The 20,606-nt window shown below is 25.6% G+C and carries 17 protein-coding genes; 8 read left to right on the top strand and 9 right to left on the bottom strand.

Annotated features, from left to right (window positions below; genetic code table 11):
• Window positions 1–6 precede the first annotated feature (6 nt).
• From CP960_RS07200 to CP960_RS07180, 5 genes are all read right to left on the bottom strand, one after another.
• A complete protein-coding gene (locus CP960_RS07200) occupies window positions 7–1,425 on the bottom strand; it encodes a sensor domain-containing diguanylate cyclase (protein ID WP_101184742.1) in 1,419 nt (472 codons plus the stop codon).
• 105 nt (window positions 1,426–1,530) lie between these two features.
• A complete protein-coding gene (ovoA, locus tag CP960_RS07195) occupies window positions 1,531–3,621 on the bottom strand; it encodes a 5-histidylcysteine sulfoxide synthase (protein ID WP_101184741.1) in 2,091 nt (696 codons plus the stop codon).
• A gap of 11 nt (window positions 3,622–3,632) precedes the next feature.
• Window positions 3,633–5,846, bottom strand: a complete 2,214-nt coding sequence (locus CP960_RS07190) for a tetratricopeptide repeat protein (protein ID WP_101184740.1) — start codon at window positions 5,844–5,846, stop codon at window positions 3,633–3,635.
• Window positions 5,833–6,405 carry a gamma-glutamylcyclotransferase gene (locus CP960_RS07185; protein ID WP_101184739.1) on the bottom strand — a complete coding sequence of 191 codons (573 nt, stop codon included), beginning with the start codon at window positions 6,403–6,405 and terminating at the stop codon, window positions 5,833–5,835. The genes CP960_RS07190 and CP960_RS07185 overlap by 14 nt, the downstream gene beginning before the upstream one ends.
• Window positions 6,405–6,884, bottom strand: a complete 480-nt coding sequence (locus CP960_RS07180; protein WP_101184738.1) for an RraA family protein — start codon at window positions 6,882–6,884, stop codon at window positions 6,405–6,407. Before CP960_RS07180 ends, CP960_RS07185 begins: the two co-directional genes overlap by 1 nt.
• A gap of 122 nt (window positions 6,885–7,006) precedes the next feature.
• Between CP960_RS07180 and glmS the strand changes: the two genes are divergently transcribed.
• The 5 genes from glmS (at window position 7,007) to CP960_RS07155 (ending at window position 11,939) form a co-directional block, all read left to right on the top strand.
• Window positions 7,007–7,414, top strand: a complete 408-nt coding sequence (gene glmS / locus CP960_RS07175) for a methylaspartate mutase subunit S (RefSeq protein WP_099345511.1) — start codon at window positions 7,007–7,009, stop codon at window positions 7,412–7,414.
• On the top strand, window positions 7,411–8,775 hold the full coding sequence (locus CP960_RS07170; RefSeq protein WP_101184737.1) for a methylaspartate mutase: 1,365 nt from the start codon (window positions 7,411–7,413) through the stop codon (window positions 8,773–8,775). Before glmS ends, CP960_RS07170 begins: the two co-directional genes overlap by 4 nt.
• On the top strand, window positions 8,772–9,953 hold the full coding sequence (locus CP960_RS07165) for a glutamate mutase L (protein WP_101184736.1): 1,182 nt from the start codon (window positions 8,772–8,774) through the stop codon (window positions 9,951–9,953). The genes CP960_RS07170 and CP960_RS07165 overlap by 4 nt, the downstream gene beginning before the upstream one ends.
• A gap of 9 nt (window positions 9,954–9,962) precedes the next feature.
• The gene (locus CP960_RS07160; protein WP_101184735.1) at window positions 9,963–11,537 is read left to right on the top strand and encodes an AMP-binding protein; all 1,575 of its coding nucleotides are present in this window, start codon (window positions 9,963–9,965) and stop codon (window positions 11,535–11,537) included.
• Window positions 11,538–11,651: 114 nt separating this feature from the next.
• Window positions 11,652–11,939 (top strand): c-type cytochrome, encoded by a 288-nt coding sequence (locus tag CP960_RS07155; RefSeq protein ID WP_101184734.1) that lies wholly within the window; start codon window positions 11,652–11,654, stop codon window positions 11,937–11,939.
• A 28-nt stretch (window positions 11,940–11,967) separates the two neighbouring features.
• Here CP960_RS07155 and CP960_RS07150 read toward each other — a convergent pair whose 3' ends face one another.
• Window positions 11,968–12,810, bottom strand: coding sequence for a GGDEF domain-containing protein (locus tag CP960_RS07150; protein ID WP_101184733.1), 843 nt, complete (start codon window positions 12,808–12,810; stop codon window positions 11,968–11,970).
• 138 nt (window positions 12,811–12,948) lie between these two features.
• Here CP960_RS07150 and CP960_RS07145 point away from each other — a divergent pair, with 138 nt between their 5' ends.
• Genes CP960_RS07145 through CP960_RS07135 form a run of 3 tightly spaced genes read left to right on the top strand, consistent with a single transcriptional unit; the run spans window position 12,949 to window position 16,315 of the window.
• Window positions 12,949–14,109 carry a TsoY family (seleno)protein gene (locus tag CP960_RS07145; protein WP_101184732.1) on the top strand — a complete coding sequence of 387 codons (1,161 nt, stop codon included), beginning with the start codon at window positions 12,949–12,951 and terminating at the stop codon, window positions 14,107–14,109.
• A 52-nt stretch (window positions 14,110–14,161) separates the two neighbouring features.
• A complete protein-coding gene (locus CP960_RS07140; protein WP_101184731.1) occupies window positions 14,162–15,451 on the top strand; it encodes a C40 family peptidase in 1,290 nt (429 codons plus the stop codon).
• Window positions 15,452–15,454: 3 nt separating this feature from the next.
• Complete coding sequence (locus CP960_RS07135; RefSeq protein ID WP_101184730.1) at window positions 15,455–16,315, top strand: aminotransferase class IV; 861 nt, start codon at window positions 15,455–15,457, stop codon at window positions 16,313–16,315.
• Between the two features lie 12 nt (window positions 16,316–16,327).
• On the opposite strand, the gene CP960_RS07130 is transcribed toward CP960_RS07135, so the two are convergent.
• Genes CP960_RS07130 through rsmH form a run of 3 tightly spaced genes read right to left on the bottom strand, consistent with a single transcriptional unit; the run spans window position 16,328 to window position 20,566 of the window.
• Window positions 16,328–19,420 (bottom strand): efflux RND transporter permease subunit, encoded by a 3,093-nt coding sequence (locus tag CP960_RS07130; protein ID WP_101184729.1) that lies wholly within the window; start codon window positions 19,418–19,420, stop codon window positions 16,328–16,330.
• Window positions 19,417–19,671, bottom strand: coding sequence for a hypothetical protein (locus tag CP960_RS07125; protein WP_101184728.1), 255 nt, complete (start codon window positions 19,669–19,671; stop codon window positions 19,417–19,419). The genes CP960_RS07130 and CP960_RS07125 overlap by 4 nt, the downstream gene beginning before the upstream one ends.
• Window positions 19,664–20,566, bottom strand: coding sequence for a 16S rRNA (cytosine(1402)-N(4))-methyltransferase RsmH (gene rsmH, locus CP960_RS07120; protein WP_101184727.1), 903 nt, complete (start codon window positions 20,564–20,566; stop codon window positions 19,664–19,666). Before rsmH ends, CP960_RS07125 begins: the two co-directional genes overlap by 8 nt.
• Between the last annotated feature and the right edge of the window lie 40 nt (window positions 20,567–20,606).

Here is a 20,606-nt window from a genome sequence, read left to right as displayed (position 1 = left end):
TATTTATTATCTATATCTTATATTGTTTTTACCTGTTGTTTTTACTTCATATAAATATGCATCTGCAATATGAAGTATCTTATCTATATTATTTGTTTTTTTATTATCACTTATACCAAAACTTGCTGTAAAATTAAACTGCTTATTACTATTTAATATTATTGTAGTTTGTTCAGTCTCTTTTCTTATTTTCTCAACTTTTTGTAAAACTTCTTTGGTACTTAAGTCTGTAAAGGCTATTACAAACTCTTCTCCTCCAAGTCTTGCACATAAATCTTTATGAGAAATGTTATTTTTTATAATCTCTGCAAATTTTTTAAGAACTATATCTCCTACTTCATGGCTATATTTATCATTTATTTGTTTAAAATTATCAATATCAATCATCACTACATGAACTAAATCTTTTCTAAATATTGTATCTTTTAATAAAGTATCCATTTTTAAAAAGAAACTTCTTCTATTATCAATTTTTGTTAAGAAATCTTTATATGCTAATTCATATAACTCTTTATTTGATTTTTCTAATTCTTTAGTTCTTTTTGCAACATTATATTTTAGTTTTTCTGTATGTCTTTGCATCATTGTTTGGTATCTATATGCTAAATAAAAAATAACCAATAAAATAATTGAAATTATTACATTAAATAAAACAACAGTGTTTTTACTTTGTACAATATAATCTCTATAACTAATAGCCTCAATTGTAGCTATATATCTATTTTTATAATCTCTTAACTCTAAATAATTAGTTATATAATTGTTTTGCTTAGTTACTTGATATCTTATATTATTTAATCCATTATAACTAATTGAGCCATCATGTTTATATAACTCTTTTTTTATTAAATCAATTTTTTCAAAACTTGAATTTATATAGTCAAAAAGTGTTTTATCAAAAAGTTTTCCAGCGTACAAGTATCCTACTTTTTCGCCCTTACTATCTGTTTGTAAAACTTTTTGTTTTAATATATAAAAGATATGATTCTCTTCTGAAAAAATTGATTGCATATTATTTTTAACATTTAAAACTCTTACTACTTTTTCAAAAAACTCTTTTTTATGCTCTTTTGTAGAAATACTTAATTTTATATTATCTTTTAAATCAGTATAAATAATAAAATCTAAAGGCAAATCTTTTACTAATTTTATATCTCTAAAATTTACATGAGAAAAAGCACTATTTTTTCCTTTTAAGAAATTATAAGCTGCATCCCATTTACTATATGAGTTTACTGTTGCATTTATAAAATCTAATTGCATATTTAAATTCTTAATTAGATTCTTTACATTTTTTTTATTATGTACAAACTCCATAGTTTCATAGTTTTTTATAAAATAGTTGTAGCTGAAATTATACATTAAAGTTAATATTGTAAGAAAAGCTCCTACATATATTATTTTCAATTTTTGTTTATTTGTCATTTTTTATCAATTGGCCTTTTGTAGAGTCACTATTTTATTATTTTAGATTTAAATTGAGTTTAAAAAGTTAATATAGTTGCAAAAGAGTAGTAATATACTACTCTTTTACTTTTTTTTCCAAATACTCATTTGCGAAATTGAGTGTTGATATTTTCTTGATGTCTCTTTTATGACAAAAGGAACATCAATTAAATCTACTAATTCATACTCTTTATTTAAGTTCTGTTTTAAAGTATCAAGAGTTTTAACTTCTTTATTATGCTTATAATACCCTCCAAGCCAATTACTCTTAGGAGTGTACTCTTCAAGCCATGTATAAGGAGATAAAAGTACTAATAAGCCACCTTTATTTACTCTTTTTGGAATATCATCTAAAAATTTTTGTGGATAATATAATCTATCAATTAAGTTTGAACAAAATATTAAGTCATAACTAGTATATATACTTTTTAAATTACAAGCATCTCCTTGCATAAATTCAACTCTATTTTTTACTTTATCTAAACCCAAATCTTTTAAAGATACACTTTTATCTTCAAAAATCTCACCTTCAACCTTGATTTTGTATATTAAATTATCATATTTTTTAAGCTTAACTCCTACATTAATAAAGTTTGCACTAAAATCAATTCCTAAAACCTCATCAAAAATCTTTGCTAATTCAAAACTACTTCTTCCCACAGAACATCCTAAATCTAATGCTCTTTTTTTCTTTACATCTTTTAAATAAGGTTTCAAAAGTTCAATAGAGTTTTTTGGAAAATTTTTAACATTAAAGTACTCTTGTGCATAATGAAATTCACAATATTGAGATATTAATTCATCTGTTTCATAAACATTATCATTAAGTTTTGTTCTATAATCATTATTAGATTTTACATATCTAAATCCTGCATGTTGAAAAAAATGTTTTCTAAAAGCATATCTTGCACTTCTTAAAGTTTCATTACCTAAAGATATAAAAGAACCACCTTTCATAAGAGCGTGTCTATCATCAAAAGTTGGAGTTGTAAAATCATCATATACAGGATGCGTCTCAAAATCATCAAAAGGATAAGTTGGTGTAATACTCCATTGCCAAACATTTCCTTTAACATCATAAAAGCCATCGAAATTATATTTATCAACTGGTGTTTGATTAAAATATTTTAATCCTATATTTGCTTCTTTATTTTCTGCATTTACATAATCATATAATCTATAATACTCATCTTCACTTGGAAGTCTAACTTCAAAACCTAATTTTTCACTTTTATATTTACAAAATGCTTCTGCTTCATAAACATTTATATCAACAGGATAATTTAGAGGTAAAGGTACAATATTATCTATTTGTCTTAAATAGTATTTGTTATCTTTTTTTATCCAAAATGTTGGCATTTTAGCTTGAGAAAAGTCTAACCACTTTAAACCATCTTTTGAAAAATACTTTAGTTTTGAATATCCACCCTCTTCTACAAACTCTAAAAACTCACCATTTGATACTAAATACTTACTTGCTTTAAACTCCTTGATTTGAGCCTTATGATAAGAAAACTCATTGTCCCAACCATAATAAATAGGATTTTTTCTATCTTTTTGAAGAATAACTTCATTTGCACTTACATCAAGTAGTTCATTTTTTGGGTACTCATTTTTATATTCAGTACAATATGTAAAAAGCTCTTTTTTACCAAAGTGTGAAATATCTAATTCCCTTAAAAGTACAGAAGAGGTTTCTATATGTATATTTTCATGTTCAATTCCCATTAAAATAACCCACATAGGAGTATCCCAGTTTATAGGCATTTTAAACTCAATTGTATCAATAAGATTTAATACAAGTTTTTTTACTTCATCTCTATACGCTTTTACTTCTTCAAACTCAGGCCAAGTATAATTCTCACTATTTAAATCATCCCAGCTCATTTCATCAACACCAATTGCAAATATTGATTCAAAATGTTTATTTACTCTTTTATTTATAAGTTTTCCAACAATAAGTTTATTTATAAAAAACGTAGCAGTATGTCCATAATAAAATATTAAAGGATGTCTTAGTCTATTTGGTTGTTCATATATAGATTTTTTATCTTTTAACAAATCAAATAACTTCTCATCTAACTCATAAGTTTGAAGAAAATAGTTTTTTATTTGCTCTCTTTTTTCTTCAACTGTTCCTTTACTTAAATTAATGGTATCTGCTATGTATTTCATTTTTTGCCTTTTTATTGAATTAAGTCATCTAAAAATTTAAATCCTGTAATCTTATGATTTATTTTAAATAGTTTGTATATATTTAATATCTGTTCATATTCATTATTATCCATCTTTGACCAATGATTTATTAAAAACTCTTCTATATGGCTACACTCATTTTGTAATAGCTTATTTGCTAAATAGTTTTCTATTAAAAGCATACCTAGTCTTTTTATTGACTTTGTTGTAGATAAAGTTTTTATTCCATTATCTGTCATATCAACAACTGTTTGTAATTCATCTAAATTTAGCTGTTTTTTATTTAAAATATTTAATGCTTGATTATGTAATACTACTGGCATCTCATCTCTATCACCTACTGAGCTTTTTAATGTTACTCCAATAGAACCTAGTTTTATTGATTTTTCAATTATATCTTCATTTTGTGTAGTAGTTGTAAGATAAATAAATCTAAAAGCAATTGACATATTTAAAAATGTAGCTCCATATTCAAAAGCTCCAAGAGCTGGTATAGCTAAACACTTTTTATAATATTTAACCGCTTGTTCATAATCACAATCCCACTCCGCATAGTTTGCTTTTATATTATAATAATGCCACAACCATAAAGGTTCATTATCTTCATTGTGCATAAAAAGTAACTCTTTTAATTTTACTATTGCCTCTAAACCTTCTTGTTTTTTTTCAACTTTTCTTTGACTTACTATAATCCATGCTTTTCTTTGAAAAAATCTAACTTGTGTATCCAAAGGTTTTTTTGCATTTTTTATCACTAATGTTTTTGGTAAACTATCATATGCTTTATCAAATTGTCCCATTCTTTCATATAAAGAACATATATTTACAGAGTATTTATTTGGATTAATTTCAAATAAATACTTAGCTAAAAGTAAAGCTTGTTCAAAATGCCCATTTCTTTCAAAAAGAAAAATTAATCTATTTAAAGATTTAATTGATAATTTTCTATACAAAGAGTTATTTGTTAATTCAAAATTATCTAAATTTGAAGAGTCAAACATCTCATTTGCTATTTTAAACCAATACTCATCTATAAGCTCATAATGTTGTTTTTTAAAAACAGCATCAATAAATTTTTCTAAAATAATTAAATATCTTTTCTCATCTAAAACTATATCTTTTACATAATAATATAAAATTAAAAGAGAAATAGGATTATCAAAGACTTGTACACACTCTTCTATATGATTTCTTAGATGATAAGAGAGTCTTCTTTGTTCATCTTCCAATCTTTTAATTTTAGCATTTGAAGTTAAATAAATTTGCATTGATTTTTCTTGTTTCAAAAAATAAAAATCATCAAATGCTCTATTTACAAAGTTTTGAAATCCAGAAATCAATTGTGTTGATTGCTCTTTTGTCTCATCTAAAAAATTTCTACCACAATATTCAAAAATCTCTAAAGAGATAAATTTATTAGAGCTATTTTTAATAATTAAAGAAGAACTTAATTGTAAAAGAGAGAATAGTTTTTGCTCCTTTTGAGATAAAAGCAAATCTACATCACAATCAATAAACTTGTCAGAATATTTTTTTATTTGTATATTTAATACACCTAAATCTTTTAATCTTCTATATATGATTTTACTTTGGTCATTTCTAATATAAAAATTAACATTTGTGAATCTTTTTAATAGTGCTTTAACTATAACTTTCCAAAGCCAATGTTCATTTTCAACCAAATCAAAATTATAAAGATTTATCACTGTTTTTTTATCAAGAGTACTTAATGCTACATTTAATCTTTTTAATCTTCTTGTCTCTTTATTAAACCAAGATTGTAGTAAATTCTTAAATTGAGAGCTCTCTGCATCTAAAATAGAAGGCATCATAACTAAACCAATAAAAAATAAAGCTACAAAAACAATAGCTAAAGTATCGTTTATTTGCCACTCAAAAGGAAATTCAAAGATTATTTTTTTAAAGATATCTTCATATATAGATGCACTAATAAGTGCAAACATTATTACTAAAACTGAAATTATAGAAAATATATATGAAGATACTTTTTTTCTTAATCTATAAAAACCTGAAGAGTTTCCACAAATTGAGTTTATATTTGCTTCAAAATTATCTAGTGTGTCGCTAAAAATATAAGTAATATCAATACTATTTCCATTTTTTAAAAAAGCCTCATCACTTTTTGTTTTTCTATTTGTTTTACATAGTTGTGAAGAGATAATATCACAATTAGTTTGATTCATTAACACCTTCTTTTGCTAATTTATTCTGTAAAGGGTCAGAGAATTTATAAACTCCATGTTTTAGTTCAAAAGGTAGATTTTCAAGTGTTTCTTCTTTATATTTTTCTATAAAGTTTTTACTATAAGAAGAAAAACTTTCAGTTAATAATTCTATGTATTTTGCAGGTATATAACAGTTTTTATCACCTTTTTTTGCAATTTTTTCCTCATTTGTAGTCATAAATGCAATTACATCATCTTCCAATTGACAACCTATAATGTTCTGTTTTTTTATAATAATACTAGAGTAGTTTTTTTCTCTTTGCTTTAATAATTCAAACTCTTCATCACTTACTTTTACTACCACACCATTTGCACTTGAATTATCATCAACAGCAAGATTTAAAAAAACTCCATTTACATCTTTTTTATCTTCAAAATCTATGTGCTCTATGGAATTCCATACTTTTTTTACACCTTTTGCTGTAACAGGTATTAAATCTTCTTGTTTCAAAACTCTTTTAAAAGATTTTTGAGCACTTTTTATATTTATTAATGAACCAAAGCCAAATAAGTACATTAAATTAACTCCTCTTTTGTTATTACTATTCCATCACTATCAATATAAATAAAATCACCATCACTTATAACAATATTATCAATTTGCAAATCACAACCAATTATTGCATCTTGAACTGGAATATATTTTCTAGGACAAGTACCTTTTGCATAAAGTACTACATCAAAATCTTTTACAGTTACACTATCTCTTACATAACCATTTACTACAATACCTTCATACTTATTATCATATGCAAACTTCATAAGATTATCTCCTACTACTGCATAATATTGCATGTCAACATCTACAACTACAACTTTACCCTCTCCTTCTTGCTCTTTTAAAAGTTTTGCAAGGTCTTTGTTGTTTTTATCTAATTTTACAGTAACTACTTTCCCTTTACACTTCTTTATAGCTGCAAAAGATTTAAACTCAGGTCCTAAAATAGTAGTTTTATCTGGGTATTTGTCACATAAATCAGCTGTAAAAAACTCCATAAATATCCTTAAAAATAATTTGATTTATCCATTATAATTTACTTATCTTAAATTTACCAAAAATTAGCTAGCATAGTATTCTTATAATAATAATTACACACAAAACAAAAATAGGTTTATATATGAAAGTAGTAACAGGAGTAGTGGGAAATGATATTCATGTAGTAGCTAATCGACTTATTGAAATATCACTACAAGCAAGAGGTTTTGAAGTATTTAATTTGGGAGTTAATACTTATCTTGAAGAGTTTATAGATGCAGTTATAGAAACAGATGCCAATATATTACTAATTTCATCACTAAATGGTGAAGCAGAAGGTTGGTGTAGAGAGCTAAATATTCTAAAATCTAAATACAAACAGTTAAAAGATGTTGTTTTTATGTTAGGTGGTAATCTAGCAGTGGGAGAAGGAACAACTCAAGAGATTGTACCAAAATTTAAAGATTATGGATTTGATTTAGTTTTTCACCAAGTTGACTTAAATACAGGATTAGATGAATTAGAAAAATATGTTAAGGCAAACAGATGAGTTTACTGCAAGAAGAGAGAGAAATAATAGTTCAAAATGAGTATGCAGACAGCTTCGATTTTGCAGAAATTGAAGAGTTTGTAAAAAATGCTAGCAAAAATCTATTTATTTCACATAATTTTAAAAATAAAAAAAAGATGCTAGTACAACCAAGAGGTGGTTTTCCAACTTATCAAAAACAGTTTGCATTAAATGAGTTTTTTGTTAAAGCAAATGTTGATGTTTTACCATTAACAATTGATTCAAATACAAGACTTAATGACTATGCGATGTCAAAAAAAATGTTAAGATTAAGTGAAGAGAATGAAGTTGATATGCTAAATGGCTATCCCCTTGTAAATCATGGATATAGAACTACTAGAAAAATGATTACTCATTTTGATAAGCCAGTTAGTTTAAGACATGGTACACCAGATGCAAGACTTTTAGTTGAAACAGCTATTGCTTCAGGAATTTTTGAGATAGAAGGTGGTCCAATTACTTATCTTTTGCCCTATTCTAAAAATTTTCCTTTAGATAAAGCTTTTTTATATTGGAAATATGTAGAAAAAGTATGTGCAAACTATTCTAAACTAAATGAACCAATAAATAGAGAATCTTTTGGACCTTTAACAGCAACTTTAGTTCCACCTTGTATTACTATTGTTATTCAACTTTTAGAGATGCTTTTATCTTTAGAAGAAGGAGTAAAATCATTTTCAGTATCTTTTTCTCAAACAGGTTCAGTAAATCAAGATATTGTAACAAGTGCTGTTTTAAAAAAAATGGCTCGATATTATGCAAAACAAATAGATTGTGATGATGCACAAATACATCTTGTATATCATCAGTGGATGGGAGCTTTCCCTTCAAATAAAGACTATTCAGAGTCATTAATAAATACATCAACTGTAATTGCAGCTTTAGTAAATGCAGATAAAATCATCACAAAAACAAGGGATGAAGCTTTTGGTATTCCAACAAAAGAGGCAAATGCAAAAACTGTTGCAAATACACAATATACACTTAAAATATTGCAAGGTTTACCAAATATCGTTGATGAAGTAGAAGAAGAGATTTTAACACAAGAAGTTAAAAGCATAATGGAAGCAGTATTCAACGATAGTGCAGATACTTTATGGAGAAAAGTTTTTAACTCAATTAAAAATGGAACAATAGATGTACCTTTTTCTCCTCATATTATAAATAATAATGAAGTAGTAACAGTAAGAGATAAAAACAAAAATATAAGAATTATAAAAAGAGGTAAACTTCCTATTAGTGATAAATGTTTTGAATTTGAAAAATCAAAATGTGACTTAAATAAAGATGCTACGTCAATAGTAAACGATATTATACACGATATAGGGATTATGCAATGAAAAACAGATTATTAATAGATATAGGAAGTACGTATTTTAAAGTATGTGACAATAAAGAGTTACACCAACATTTTAGAGATTTTAATAAAGATATATTTGATGATTTAAAATATAAATGTAATGATATTTTAGAAAAATATAATAAAGAAGATATTTATATTTGTTCTTCAGCAAATGGAGGCTTAAGTACTTTAATTATTGGTGCTACAAACTCATTTTCTTTAAAGTTTGCTACAAATATTGCTTTTAATTCTGGTATTAATATTATAGATACAATTTTATATCAAGATATAGATAATACTTCTATTCCTAGTGATTTAATTGATGTAGTTATAATTGCAGGGGGGATTGATTGTGTTTATAATCTTTTTAATGCAAAACTATTTAACTATTTAGAGCAATTAAACTACTCAAATATTGTATATGTTGGTAATAAAAACGATAGTGATTACTTAAGTAAAAATATTAAAAACTTAAAAGTTTTACCAAATATTATTACAAATAAGCTTCAAGTAAATGAAGCAGAGTTAAAAGAGTATTTAACAAACCTTTATCAAGCTGATATAATGGGTAAAGAAGATATTAAAAATTTGTATAATATAACATCTAATCAAATATATTCAACACCTTATATAGTAAATAAAACACTTCCTGTAATAAACAATATGTTAAAAGTTGCAGACCCATTTATTTTAGTTGATATTGGAGGAGCAACAACAGATATACATTACAGTACAACATTAGTAAATGACAATATGGTAAAAAACAGTGAATACGATAGATTAGTATTTAAAAAACTAGGAGTTTTTAAATCAAAAGAGTCTTTAATATTTGCAGCAAAAAACAATGAGTTTGTTTATGAACTACTATCATATATGAATGTAACTGAAAATATTTTTCAAGAACAAAGTGACAAAGCAATAAAAACACTTATGAAACTTGCCATTTTTCTTGTTTTATATAAGGTTTCAGAAGCACACCCACAATATGTACATCTTAAACTAAATTTATTAAAATCTATTGTATTAACAGGTGGAATAACAAAAGTTTTAAAAGATGATGAGGTAGAAGATATAGTGGGATTTTTCTATAAAAAAATCTTAAACACACAAATAAAACCAAATATTGTATTAGATAGTAATTATGAAATTTGGACTTTAGGTATAACACAAAATTAAGGATATAAAATGTCTATAAACTGTATAAGAACACTATTAGAAGATGCAAATATTTCTCACAAAGATAAAATTGCACTAGTACATAATGATAAACAAATAACATATGAAGAGTTATTTAAAAGAGTAAACCAAGTAGCATTTTATCTAAAAGAGCTTGATTTACCAAAAGATAGTAGAATTGGTATTTATTCAACAAAATCCATTGATCAAGTAATAGCAATACTTGCAATTCTTTCAACTGATTATATTCTAGTACCATTAACAAGACTTCTTCAACCAGAACAAATTGAATATATTATTGAGGATTGTGATATAAAATGTATTATTACAGATAAAGTAAAAATAGAAAAAATAGAAAAAAGCAATTTCAATGGACAAATCATCTCTTATGAAAGAACTGAACAAAATTTAGCATCATTTGAAGAGATTTATAAATATTATAATAAACCTTATACTTGTGATGTAAATGGACATGATAATGCAGTTATTACATACTCTTTTGGTCTTACAGGTAAACCAAAAGGTATAGTAATTTCTCATAGAAATTTAATAGATTCAGCTAGAGTTGTATCTCAATATTTAAAATTAAAAGAAGAAGATGTAATCTCTGGAACTCTTATTTTTAATCTTGATTATGGGTTAAATCAAATCTTTTGTTCTTTATATAAAAGAGCTACATTAGCACTTCATAGATTTATATTAGCAGGGGATTTTTTTAATCATATTATTAAAGATAAAGTTACAATCTTGCCTTTAATGCCTATAAATATTACACAAATGTTTGATGAAGAAGAGCATAAGCTACCAAGTGCTGAACTTCTTTCAAATATAAGAGTAATTACTTCATCAGGAGGAAATGTAACTGAAAAAATGTTAAAAGATTTAGATAAGTATTTTCCAGATGCGAAATTTTATTCTATGCATGGATTAACTGAAGCTTTTAGATCAACATATCTTGAACCTTCACAAATTTGGATTAGACCAGATTCAATAGGAAAAGCTATTCCAGATGTTGAACTATATATTATAAATGAGCAAGGACAAGAGTGTAAACCAAGAGAAGTAGGAGAGCTTATTCATAGAGGTGGATACATCTACAAAGGCTATTGGAATGCGCCTGTTGAGACAAAAGAGAGATTTAAATCTATTAAGATTTTAAAAGATGTAATAAATTTAGAGGGAGAGCTTTGTGATGAAATTGTCGTAGCAAGTGGTGATTATGTATATAAAGATGAAGAGGGATATTTATATTTTGTTTCAAGACGTGATGATATGATAAAAACTAGAGGCTTTAGAGTAAGCCCTTATGAAATTGAATCAGTAGTTTACAAAAATATTCCTCAAATTGAACAATGTGCAGTATTTTCTATTGAGAATCAAGAGATAGAAGAAGAGATAGTCTTAGTTTATTCAAGTAGAAGTGAACTTCCTGTAAATGAAATAGTATTTGAGTTAAAAAAACATTTAGCTTCATATATGATACCTAGTAAGATTTTTTATAATAAGTCTTTACCTTTAGTTCCAAGTGATAAAAATAAGATAAATAAAGAAATCTTAAAGGAAAATATTATAAATAATATTTAAATGAGTATAAAAGAAGCTTCTAATCTTAAATTTTGTTGAATTTTTGATATAAATCAAAGCTTTAAAAGAATTGTTTATATAAAATATCTAATAAATTAAAAAAGGATTGTAAAAATGAAAAAGATTTTGATTGCAACTTCGCTTTTCGCATGTGCAGTTTTCGCAGCAGACGGAGCAGCATTATATAAAAAATGTGCTTCTTGTCATGGAGTAAACGGTGAGAAAAAAGCTTTAGGTAAAAGTAAAATCATTAAAGACATGTCAAAAGCTGACTTTATTTCAGCAATGAAAGGTTATAAGGACGGATCTTATGGTGGACCTATGAAAGGTTTAATGAAAGGTCAAGTTGCTTCTTTAAGTGATGCTGATATTGAGGCTCTTGCAAATCATATCGCTAAATAAATCTTCTATAAGGTAATAGCAAAAGCTATTATCTTATAACTTCTATTCTATCTCTACCATTTTTTTTAGCTAATAATACACCTTCATCTGCTTTTTTTATTAATTGATTTTTATCAGTACATTCATCAAAAAAAGCTACACCCATACTAACAGTTACATCAATTGGCCTACTTGGATGAAAAACTCTTTTAAACTTTATATCACTTAGAAGATTTTTTAGATTTTTAAGTAAAAACTCTTTTGTACAAAAACAAAGAATTAGAAACTCTTCTCCTCCATACCTATATACTTCACCATTTAAAATAGAAGCATATTTTATAAACATTTCAGATAAATACTCTAAAACTTTATCTCCATAATCATGTCCAAAAGTATCATTTATACTTTTAAATCTATCTGCATCAATAAAAACAGCATTTAATAAATGTGAGTTATTTTGAGTAACAAAAGAGGACAAATCCTCTTCCATCTTTCTTCTATTGTATGCTTTTGTTAAGTGGTCTTTATTTATACTATCTTCAAGTAGGGCTTTTTCTTTTAACAGTTGTTCAATTAAAGTATCTTTATAATCATCTTCAATTTCTACATTTTTTTGTTCAATTATTTTACCTAACTCAAACTCAAATTGATTAGTTTTAGGACTATAATCTACTTTTTTACACTCTATTACAATAGAAGGTTTATCATCACCTAAACCATTTGTTAAAGTTAATTTATCTACTTGCTTAATAGTATATGAGATTTTATCATCTTTTATTATTGGTTCGATTAACTCTTTTTTCCAATATTTTGATGCATCTTTTCTTAATAGTTTACTTTTTTTTAATAGTATATCTTCAAATAAGGTTTTATCAATAGAAATTTTAAACATAAATCAAATATTATCAATAATATACTTAATAATAGTAACTTCTTTTTTAATATCATAAGATAAAGTAATACTATTTTTTATCGTTTTTTAATATTAGTTTTACTAATATTGCAAAAATAAAATATAAGGAGCTCTTATATGACTTTAAGAGAAAAGTTTACGCCAATGTGCTTTTTAGGTTCACTTGGAGCAGGTGGTTTGTCTGTTTCATTTTTTATGTATCTAATGTTTTTAGTTCCACATAAAGAAACTCCAATGCCTATATTTGAACAGATTTTCCCAAAACTTATGGAAGGTTCTTGGTTATCTTTTGTTATAGCCTTTTCTTTAGTATTTATCATAGCTTTTGCATTTTTTCATTTTAAGTTCTTAATTTGGAATACAAAACAGTTTTTAGAGTTTAAAAAAACAGATAAATATAAAAGTTTAATTTCATCAAATGGCGAAGTTTCTCTAATGACTATACCCTTAACTTATGCAATGACTATTAATGTATGTTTTGTTTTAGGTGCTGTTTTTGTACCAAATTTATGGAGTGTAGTTGAATATATGTTCCCATTTGCTTTGATTGGTTTTACAGTTGCTGGATATTTTGCTCTAAAAATATTTATTGACTATTTTAGTAGAATTATTACAAACGGTGATTTTGACTTTACAAAAAACAATAACTTATCACAAATGATTTCTATCTTTGCATTTGCAATGGTATCTGTTGGTTATGCAGCTCCTGGAGCTATGAGTAGTAACCTTACAATAAATGCAATTGGTATTTTTGGTTCACTATTTTTTGCAGCTATTTCAATTTTGTTATTAATATTAAAATTAACAATGGGATTTAAAAATATGTTTGAACAAGGTATTTCAGTTGAAGCATCTCCATCACTTTGGATAATTCTTCCAATTCTTACACTACTTGGTATTGCAATGATTAGAATTAGCTTTGGATTAGACCATCACTTTAATTCGCCACTTGCTAAATCTTCACTTTTTACATTAACAGCTGTAATAGTATCACTTCAAATTATTTTTGGTCTTTTAGGTTATAAAGTAATGAAACAAATTGGTTATTTTGAAAAATATATTGAAAGTGAAGACCGTTCACCTGTATCTTTTGCTCTTATTTGTCCAGGTGTTGCTTTCTTTGTATTTGGAATGTTCTTTATAAATTTTGGATTAACATTTAATGAAGTAGTTTCTAAATACTCTATTGCATATTTTGTATTAATGTTGCCATTTATGTTTATACAATATAGAACTATAATATATTTCTTTAAACTAAAAAGAAAATTCAACTTTTAACAACATAGCTTGTGTTACAATCTTCTAAATTATATTAGGAGATTGTAACAGCATGAATAAACTATTTAAAGTTATTTTTTTTCTACTTATTATTTCATTTTTTACAGCTTGCTCTAATAAAAATATAGAAATACAAGATTTAAAAACTTACTCTCAAAATCCAAAAGAGTATTTAAAAAATAAATCATTTACATTTAAAAATCAAAGCTTTTATAATAAAAAGTTTTATAAAAACTATTTTTTAGTTTGGGATAATCCAAAAATTGAAATAAATAAAAAAGAGGCTTCATGGGCTTTTTTATATAAAAACAAACAAATATATTTACAAAACTATTCAAAAGCATCAAAACAGTGGTTTAACAAACAAATACAAAACTCTAACTTTAAAGAGTTTAAATCAAAGCTTAAAAAAGCTATTACTATAAAAAATAGTAATATAAGAGTATTTCCAACAAAACAAATGATGTTTTATAATCCATATAGTGCAGGACAAGGTTTTCCTTTTGATTATAACCAAAACTCTTCCATTAAGATTAATACTCCAATTTTAATCTCCCATTTCTCAAAAGATAAAGCATGGGCTTTTATAAAAACTTCTTCTTTTTATGGTTGGATAGATATAAGAGATATTGCTTATGTTGATGAAAACTTTATTAAGAAGTTTAAAACAAACAATTATGCAGTTGCAATAAAAGATAAATTTAATATCTATAAAAACTATTTTATAGAAAATATACAATTAGGAACTATTTTTCCATATGAAAAAAATAAATTTTTCGTTGCAGCAAAAGACAAAAATCAAAAAGCTTTTATAAAAACTATTCAAATAAATAAAAACTATATCTCGTTAGAACCTCTACAGTTTAATAGCAAAAACCTTACAAAAATTGCACAAGAACTTATCAAAGAGCAGTATGGCTGGGGTGGCATTTTAGGTTTTAGAGATTGTTCAAGTTTTACTCAGGATTTTTTCTCAAGTTTTGGAGTATATCTTGATAGAAACTCAAAACAACAAATAAATAATGGGAAATATTATAGAATAAAAGAGTTTACAAACAAGAAGAAAAAAGAGTTTATCTTAAAATATGGAAAAGCTTTTAAAAGTTTAATATATTTAAAAGGACATATTATGCTTTATATTGGAAATATAAAAGATGAACCTTTAGTTATGCATAATGTGTGGGGAGTTAAAACTAGAATCTTTTTAAATAAAAAAGGAAGAAATATAATTGGGAAAAATATAATTAGTAGTTTAGAGTTTGGAAAAGAGTTAGCAACTTATGATGATATGAATACTGTTTTAGATAAAATAGAAGGTATCGTTATTTTAGATGAAAGGTAAAAAATGATTGTATTTGTAAATGGAAAATATTTAAATGATAATGAAGCAAATATAAATGTAAATGACAGAGGATACCTTCTTGCTGATGGAGTTTATGAAGGTTTTAGAGTATATAATGGAAAAATTTTTAAATTTCAAGAACATAAACAAAGATTTCAAAGAAGTTTAAATGAATTAAAAATTCAATATACATTAAAAGATGAGTTAGAAACAATATTTGAAAATTTATTTGAAAAAAACTCTTATAAAAATAGTGATGAATTATTTTATTATATACAAATTACAAGAGGTGTAGCTTTAAGAGACCATGCGTTTCCAAAAGAAAAAACTAAGGTTGGAATTTATGCTTTTGTGGCAAAAAAACCTTTAAATGAAAAAGCTTATAATGAAGGTTTAAAAGTTTGTACAACACCTGATAATAGATGGGCAAGATGTGATATAAAATGTATTTCATTAACTGCAAATTGCCTTGCTAAGCAAAATGCTTTAGATAATGGCTTTGATGATGCTTTATTTGTCCATGATGGAGTAATAACAGAGGCTACTGCTTCAAATGTATTTTTTGTAAAAGATAATACTATATATACTCATGGGGCAACAAATAGAATTTTAAGTGGCATTACAAGAAATTTTGTTATTGATTTATGTAATGAAAACGGTTTTAAACTTAGTGAGTTTCCATTAACAGTAGATAAATTAAAAACAGTAGATGAAGCATTTTTGACAGGAACAACACTTGAAGTTACACCAATAGTAAAAATCAATAATATATCTATTAATGAACAAAAAGTAGGAGAAACAACTAAAAAACTTCAAAAATTATTTAAAGAGTATCTTCAAAATAATTTTTACAAAAAGAGCTAAGCTCTTTTTGTATTACTCTTCACACTTTCTTAAATAAATCAATCTGTAAACCATTGGAACATAATACAAATTCAAAATAGTTGCCCATAAAATACCAAAGCCTAAAGCAACAGCCATTGGTTGTAAAATCAAAGCTTGACCTGATGCAAAAAATATTAAAGAACTCAAACCTAAAACAGTTGTAATAGAAGTAAGTAAAATAGGTCTTAATCTTAATATTGCTTGTTCTTTTATTTCTTTTAAATTTTTTGCCTTTTTTATAAAGTCCATCATAATAATACCATCATTTACAATAACACCTGCAAGGCCTACAACTCCTATAAGTCCTGGCATAGTTAGATTAATTCCCATTATTACATGCCCTACTAAAACACCTAGAATAGAAAGAGGAATAGTACTTATAATAATTAGTGGTTTTATCATAGAATCAAACATCCAAACAAGAGCTATAAAAATAAGAATTATTGCAATTAATGCAGCTTCAGCCATCTCTTTTTGAACCTTTGAGTTCTCTTCTTGTTCTCCTTTAATATCTAATTTTACTAATTTTTTTAAACTATTTAAAACAGGTGTTAACTCTTCATATACATCAGAAGAAGTAGTATTTGTAATAGAAGCTGTTACACTAGTAATTCTTCTATTATTCTCTTTAAATATTTGAGAATAAGCAGGTATTTTTACAAAAGTAGCTACATCTTTTAAAAGTACTCTTTTTTTATCTGGCAATACTATTTCAAATCTATCAAGACTTTGTAAAATATCTTTATTTTTACTTTCAAAAACAATCTCAACTATTCCTTTTTTATCAAACATTTTTGAATAAGCAGCTTTTGAATAAAAAGGTCTTAACTGAGAAAGAATAGTCTGCTCATCAACTCCTATTTGTTGTCCATACTTATTTACTTTAAACTTTAATTCATAATTTCCTAAAAGTGCATCATCAGCTATATTTGATACTCCTTTAATAGATGATAACTTATGTTTAATAATATTTACTGCCTTATGAACTTTTTTATTCTCTCCTGAAACTGCTATTTCAATATCATTTTTTACAATTCCAGCTTTTGGAGTAAAAATCTTTAATTCATCAAAATTAGATGTTTGTATATTTTTTTCTATTATTTTTTTAATTCTTTGTTCTAATTCTTGTGCACTTGATTGTCTTATCATATTTGTATCATCATATTTAGGAGACAAATATGGATTTATATATTTATCAAAAAGATTTTGAGGTGCTCTTTCATATAAATTTACAAATATTTGAAAATAAAACTCCTCATTTTGAGGTTGATTCTTTCCATCAAGTTTCATTCCTATTACCGAACTAATAGAGCTTACTTCTGTATTAAAATCTATGCTATTTAAAAGAAGTTTCTCTATTTCAAAAACTCTTTTTTCAGTCTGCTCTATTTTATTACCAACTCCTACTGAACCACTTATATATACTTGCGTAGTATCAAAAGATGGCATAAATTGGAATTTTAAGTTTTTAAATAAGATAAAAGTTATAGAAAAAATTACAACTAACATTATAAGTAAAGTAAAATATTTTCCTTTTAATAAAAACTCTAAAACTTTTGAATACAATTTTTTATTGAAGTCCCAGACTTTATGAGACTTTCTATCTTCTTTACTAACTTTTAAAAGTTGCATCGAATGAAGAGGTAAAAAGAAAAAAGCTTCTATTAAAGAAGACAAAAGCAAAACTGTTATCATAATAGGAAGTATTTGCATAAACTTACCAGTTTCTCCACTCATAATCAATATAGGTAAAAAAGCAAAAATTGTGGTTGCTGTTGCTGTTAAAACAGCAGGATACATCTCTAAAGCACCATCTCTTGCAGCTTTAAACTTATCTTTTCCCATCTCCATATGTCTATAAATATTTTCACCAACTACTATTGCTTCATCAACAAGCATTCCAAGTGCAATTAAAGCACCTAATAAAGAGAGCATATTTAAACTATATCCTAAATAGTCTGCTGCAATAAGAGCTATCATAAAAGAAGTAGGAATACCAATAGCAATTACTATTGCTATTCTTACATTAATAAACAAAAGTAAAGCTATAAAAAGTAATATCAATCCAAATAAAATATTTGAAACAACAGTATTAAGTCTATTTTTAATCCAAATAGAAGTATCAATATAAGTATCAAACTCTATATCAGAATAAAGTTGTTCATAATCTTTAGTAATTTGTTTAATCTTTTTTACTAATTCTATTGAATCACCTTCAAACCCTTTATTAATTCCTATTGCTACATTTCTTTTTGCATTAAAATGAGATATATCATCTACATCTGCAAGTTTAAATTCAACATTTGCAATATCTTTTAAATATAGTTTTTTTCCACCAACTTTTAAAATAGTATTTTTAATATCATTAATATTTTTTTGTCCATTAAAAGTGCTTAAATAATAGTGTTTAGTACTATCTTTTATAATACCTACTGGAAAAATAGAACTTATATTTCCTACTGCATTAATAACTTCTACTTTACTTAAATTTAAAGCTTCTATCTTATTTTCATCAAAGCTTATTAATAGCTCTTTATCTGTTTTACTAAATACGGTAACTTCTGATAAATCTTTTAATTGCATAATTGTTGATTTTACATCATCTGCAAGCTCTAAAAGTTCATTTTTACTTTTAGAACCATCTTTTGAATATAAAGATACAGTAATAAGAGGGAAAGTATGCTCCATACTTTTTACAGTAGGTTCATCCATATCAGCAGGAAGATTTGTTTTTATTTGTGCAATAATATCTTTTACATCATCAACTACTAAATTTGCATCTTCTCCATCTTTTAAATCAACTTTTATAGAGAAAAAACCATTTTTAATAACTGAAGTAATTTTTTTCGCTTCACTAAGCCCTAAAAGTTCATCTTCTATATCTTCAACAGCAATCTTATCTAATAAATCAGAACTAGCTCCAGAATATGAGCCAGTAATAGAAACAGCATCTAAAGAAGAAGGTGGAAATATCTCTTTTGGAATATTGTTATATGAAAAAATTGATAGAACAAGCAAAAAGACCAGTAACATATGATTTAGTACTGGTTTTCTTAATGCAAACTCTATCATATTTCTTATCATTTTTTCTCTTCTAGTGATTTAATTATAAGTGAGTCAACAATTTGATTTTTAAACTTCATATCCTCTAATTGTTGAGCTAAGAATCGATTTTCCTCTTTTAAAGATATATAATGTGCATATAATCTATTTACATCTTTACTAACATAATATATATTATTTCTAAGATAAATCTTTGGTACGTAAAGTACTAAAGCAATAGATAGAATACAAAAAGCTATTAAAATAGAATTCTTAGCATCAAGTCTAATCAAATTTAAAAATCCTTAATTTTGAACTTCTACTTCTTGGGTTTTGTTTTATCTCTGCTTTTGTTGGTGTTATAGGTTTTTTAGTTAAAATTTTACCTAAAGCATGGTTATTACCACAAGTACATCGAAAAGCTTCAGGTGGGCAAATACAAGATTTTGTCCACTTCTTAAAATAGTTTTTTACAATTCTATCTTCTAATGAATGAAAAGAGATAATTGCTATAATACAATTTTGTGGTTTAATCTCTTGTATTGATTCAAATAGTCTTTGCAAAACTCCAAGCTCATCATTAACCTCAATTCTAATAGCTTGAAAAGGTAAAGTTGCAGGATGAATTTTTCCTTTATGCATATTTTTATATAAAAAATCTGCAAGCTCTTTTGATGAACTAAAGGGTCTATTATTTACTATAAGTGATGCAACTTTTTTATATTCTCTTACTTCCCCATACTCTTTAAATATTTTTTCTAATTCATTTTGAGAATAGTTATTTACTACTGTACTTGCATCTAAAGCTTGTGTTTGATCCATTCTCATATCTAAAGTATCACTTTCAAAACCAAATCCTCTTTGAAGTTTATCAAGTTGTAAAGAAGATACTCCAATATCAGCTAAAATACCTTTAATATTGTAATCTTTAAATTTAATTAATACATTTTCAAAGTTACCTTTATTGAAAGTAACTCTATTTTCATAATCTTTTAATCTATTCTTAGAAAATGCCAATGCTTCATCATCTTGATCATTGCATATAAGTTTTATATTTTTATTTGTTTCAAGAATTCCTTGACTATGCCCTGCAAATCCAGTTGTACAATCTATTATATATCCATCTTCAATATCATTAAAAGCTTCCAAGGTCTCTTGATACAAGACGGGAACGTGTGGAATGTCCATTAAAAAGGTCCTTATTAAATTTTATATATAATATCTAAAT

The sequence above is a fragment of the Malaciobacter halophilus genome, from assembly GCF_002837275.1.
GTDB lineage: Bacteria > Campylobacterota > Campylobacteria > Campylobacterales > Arcobacteraceae > Malaciobacter > Malaciobacter halophilus.
This window is presented reverse-complemented; position numbering and strand designations above follow the sequence as displayed.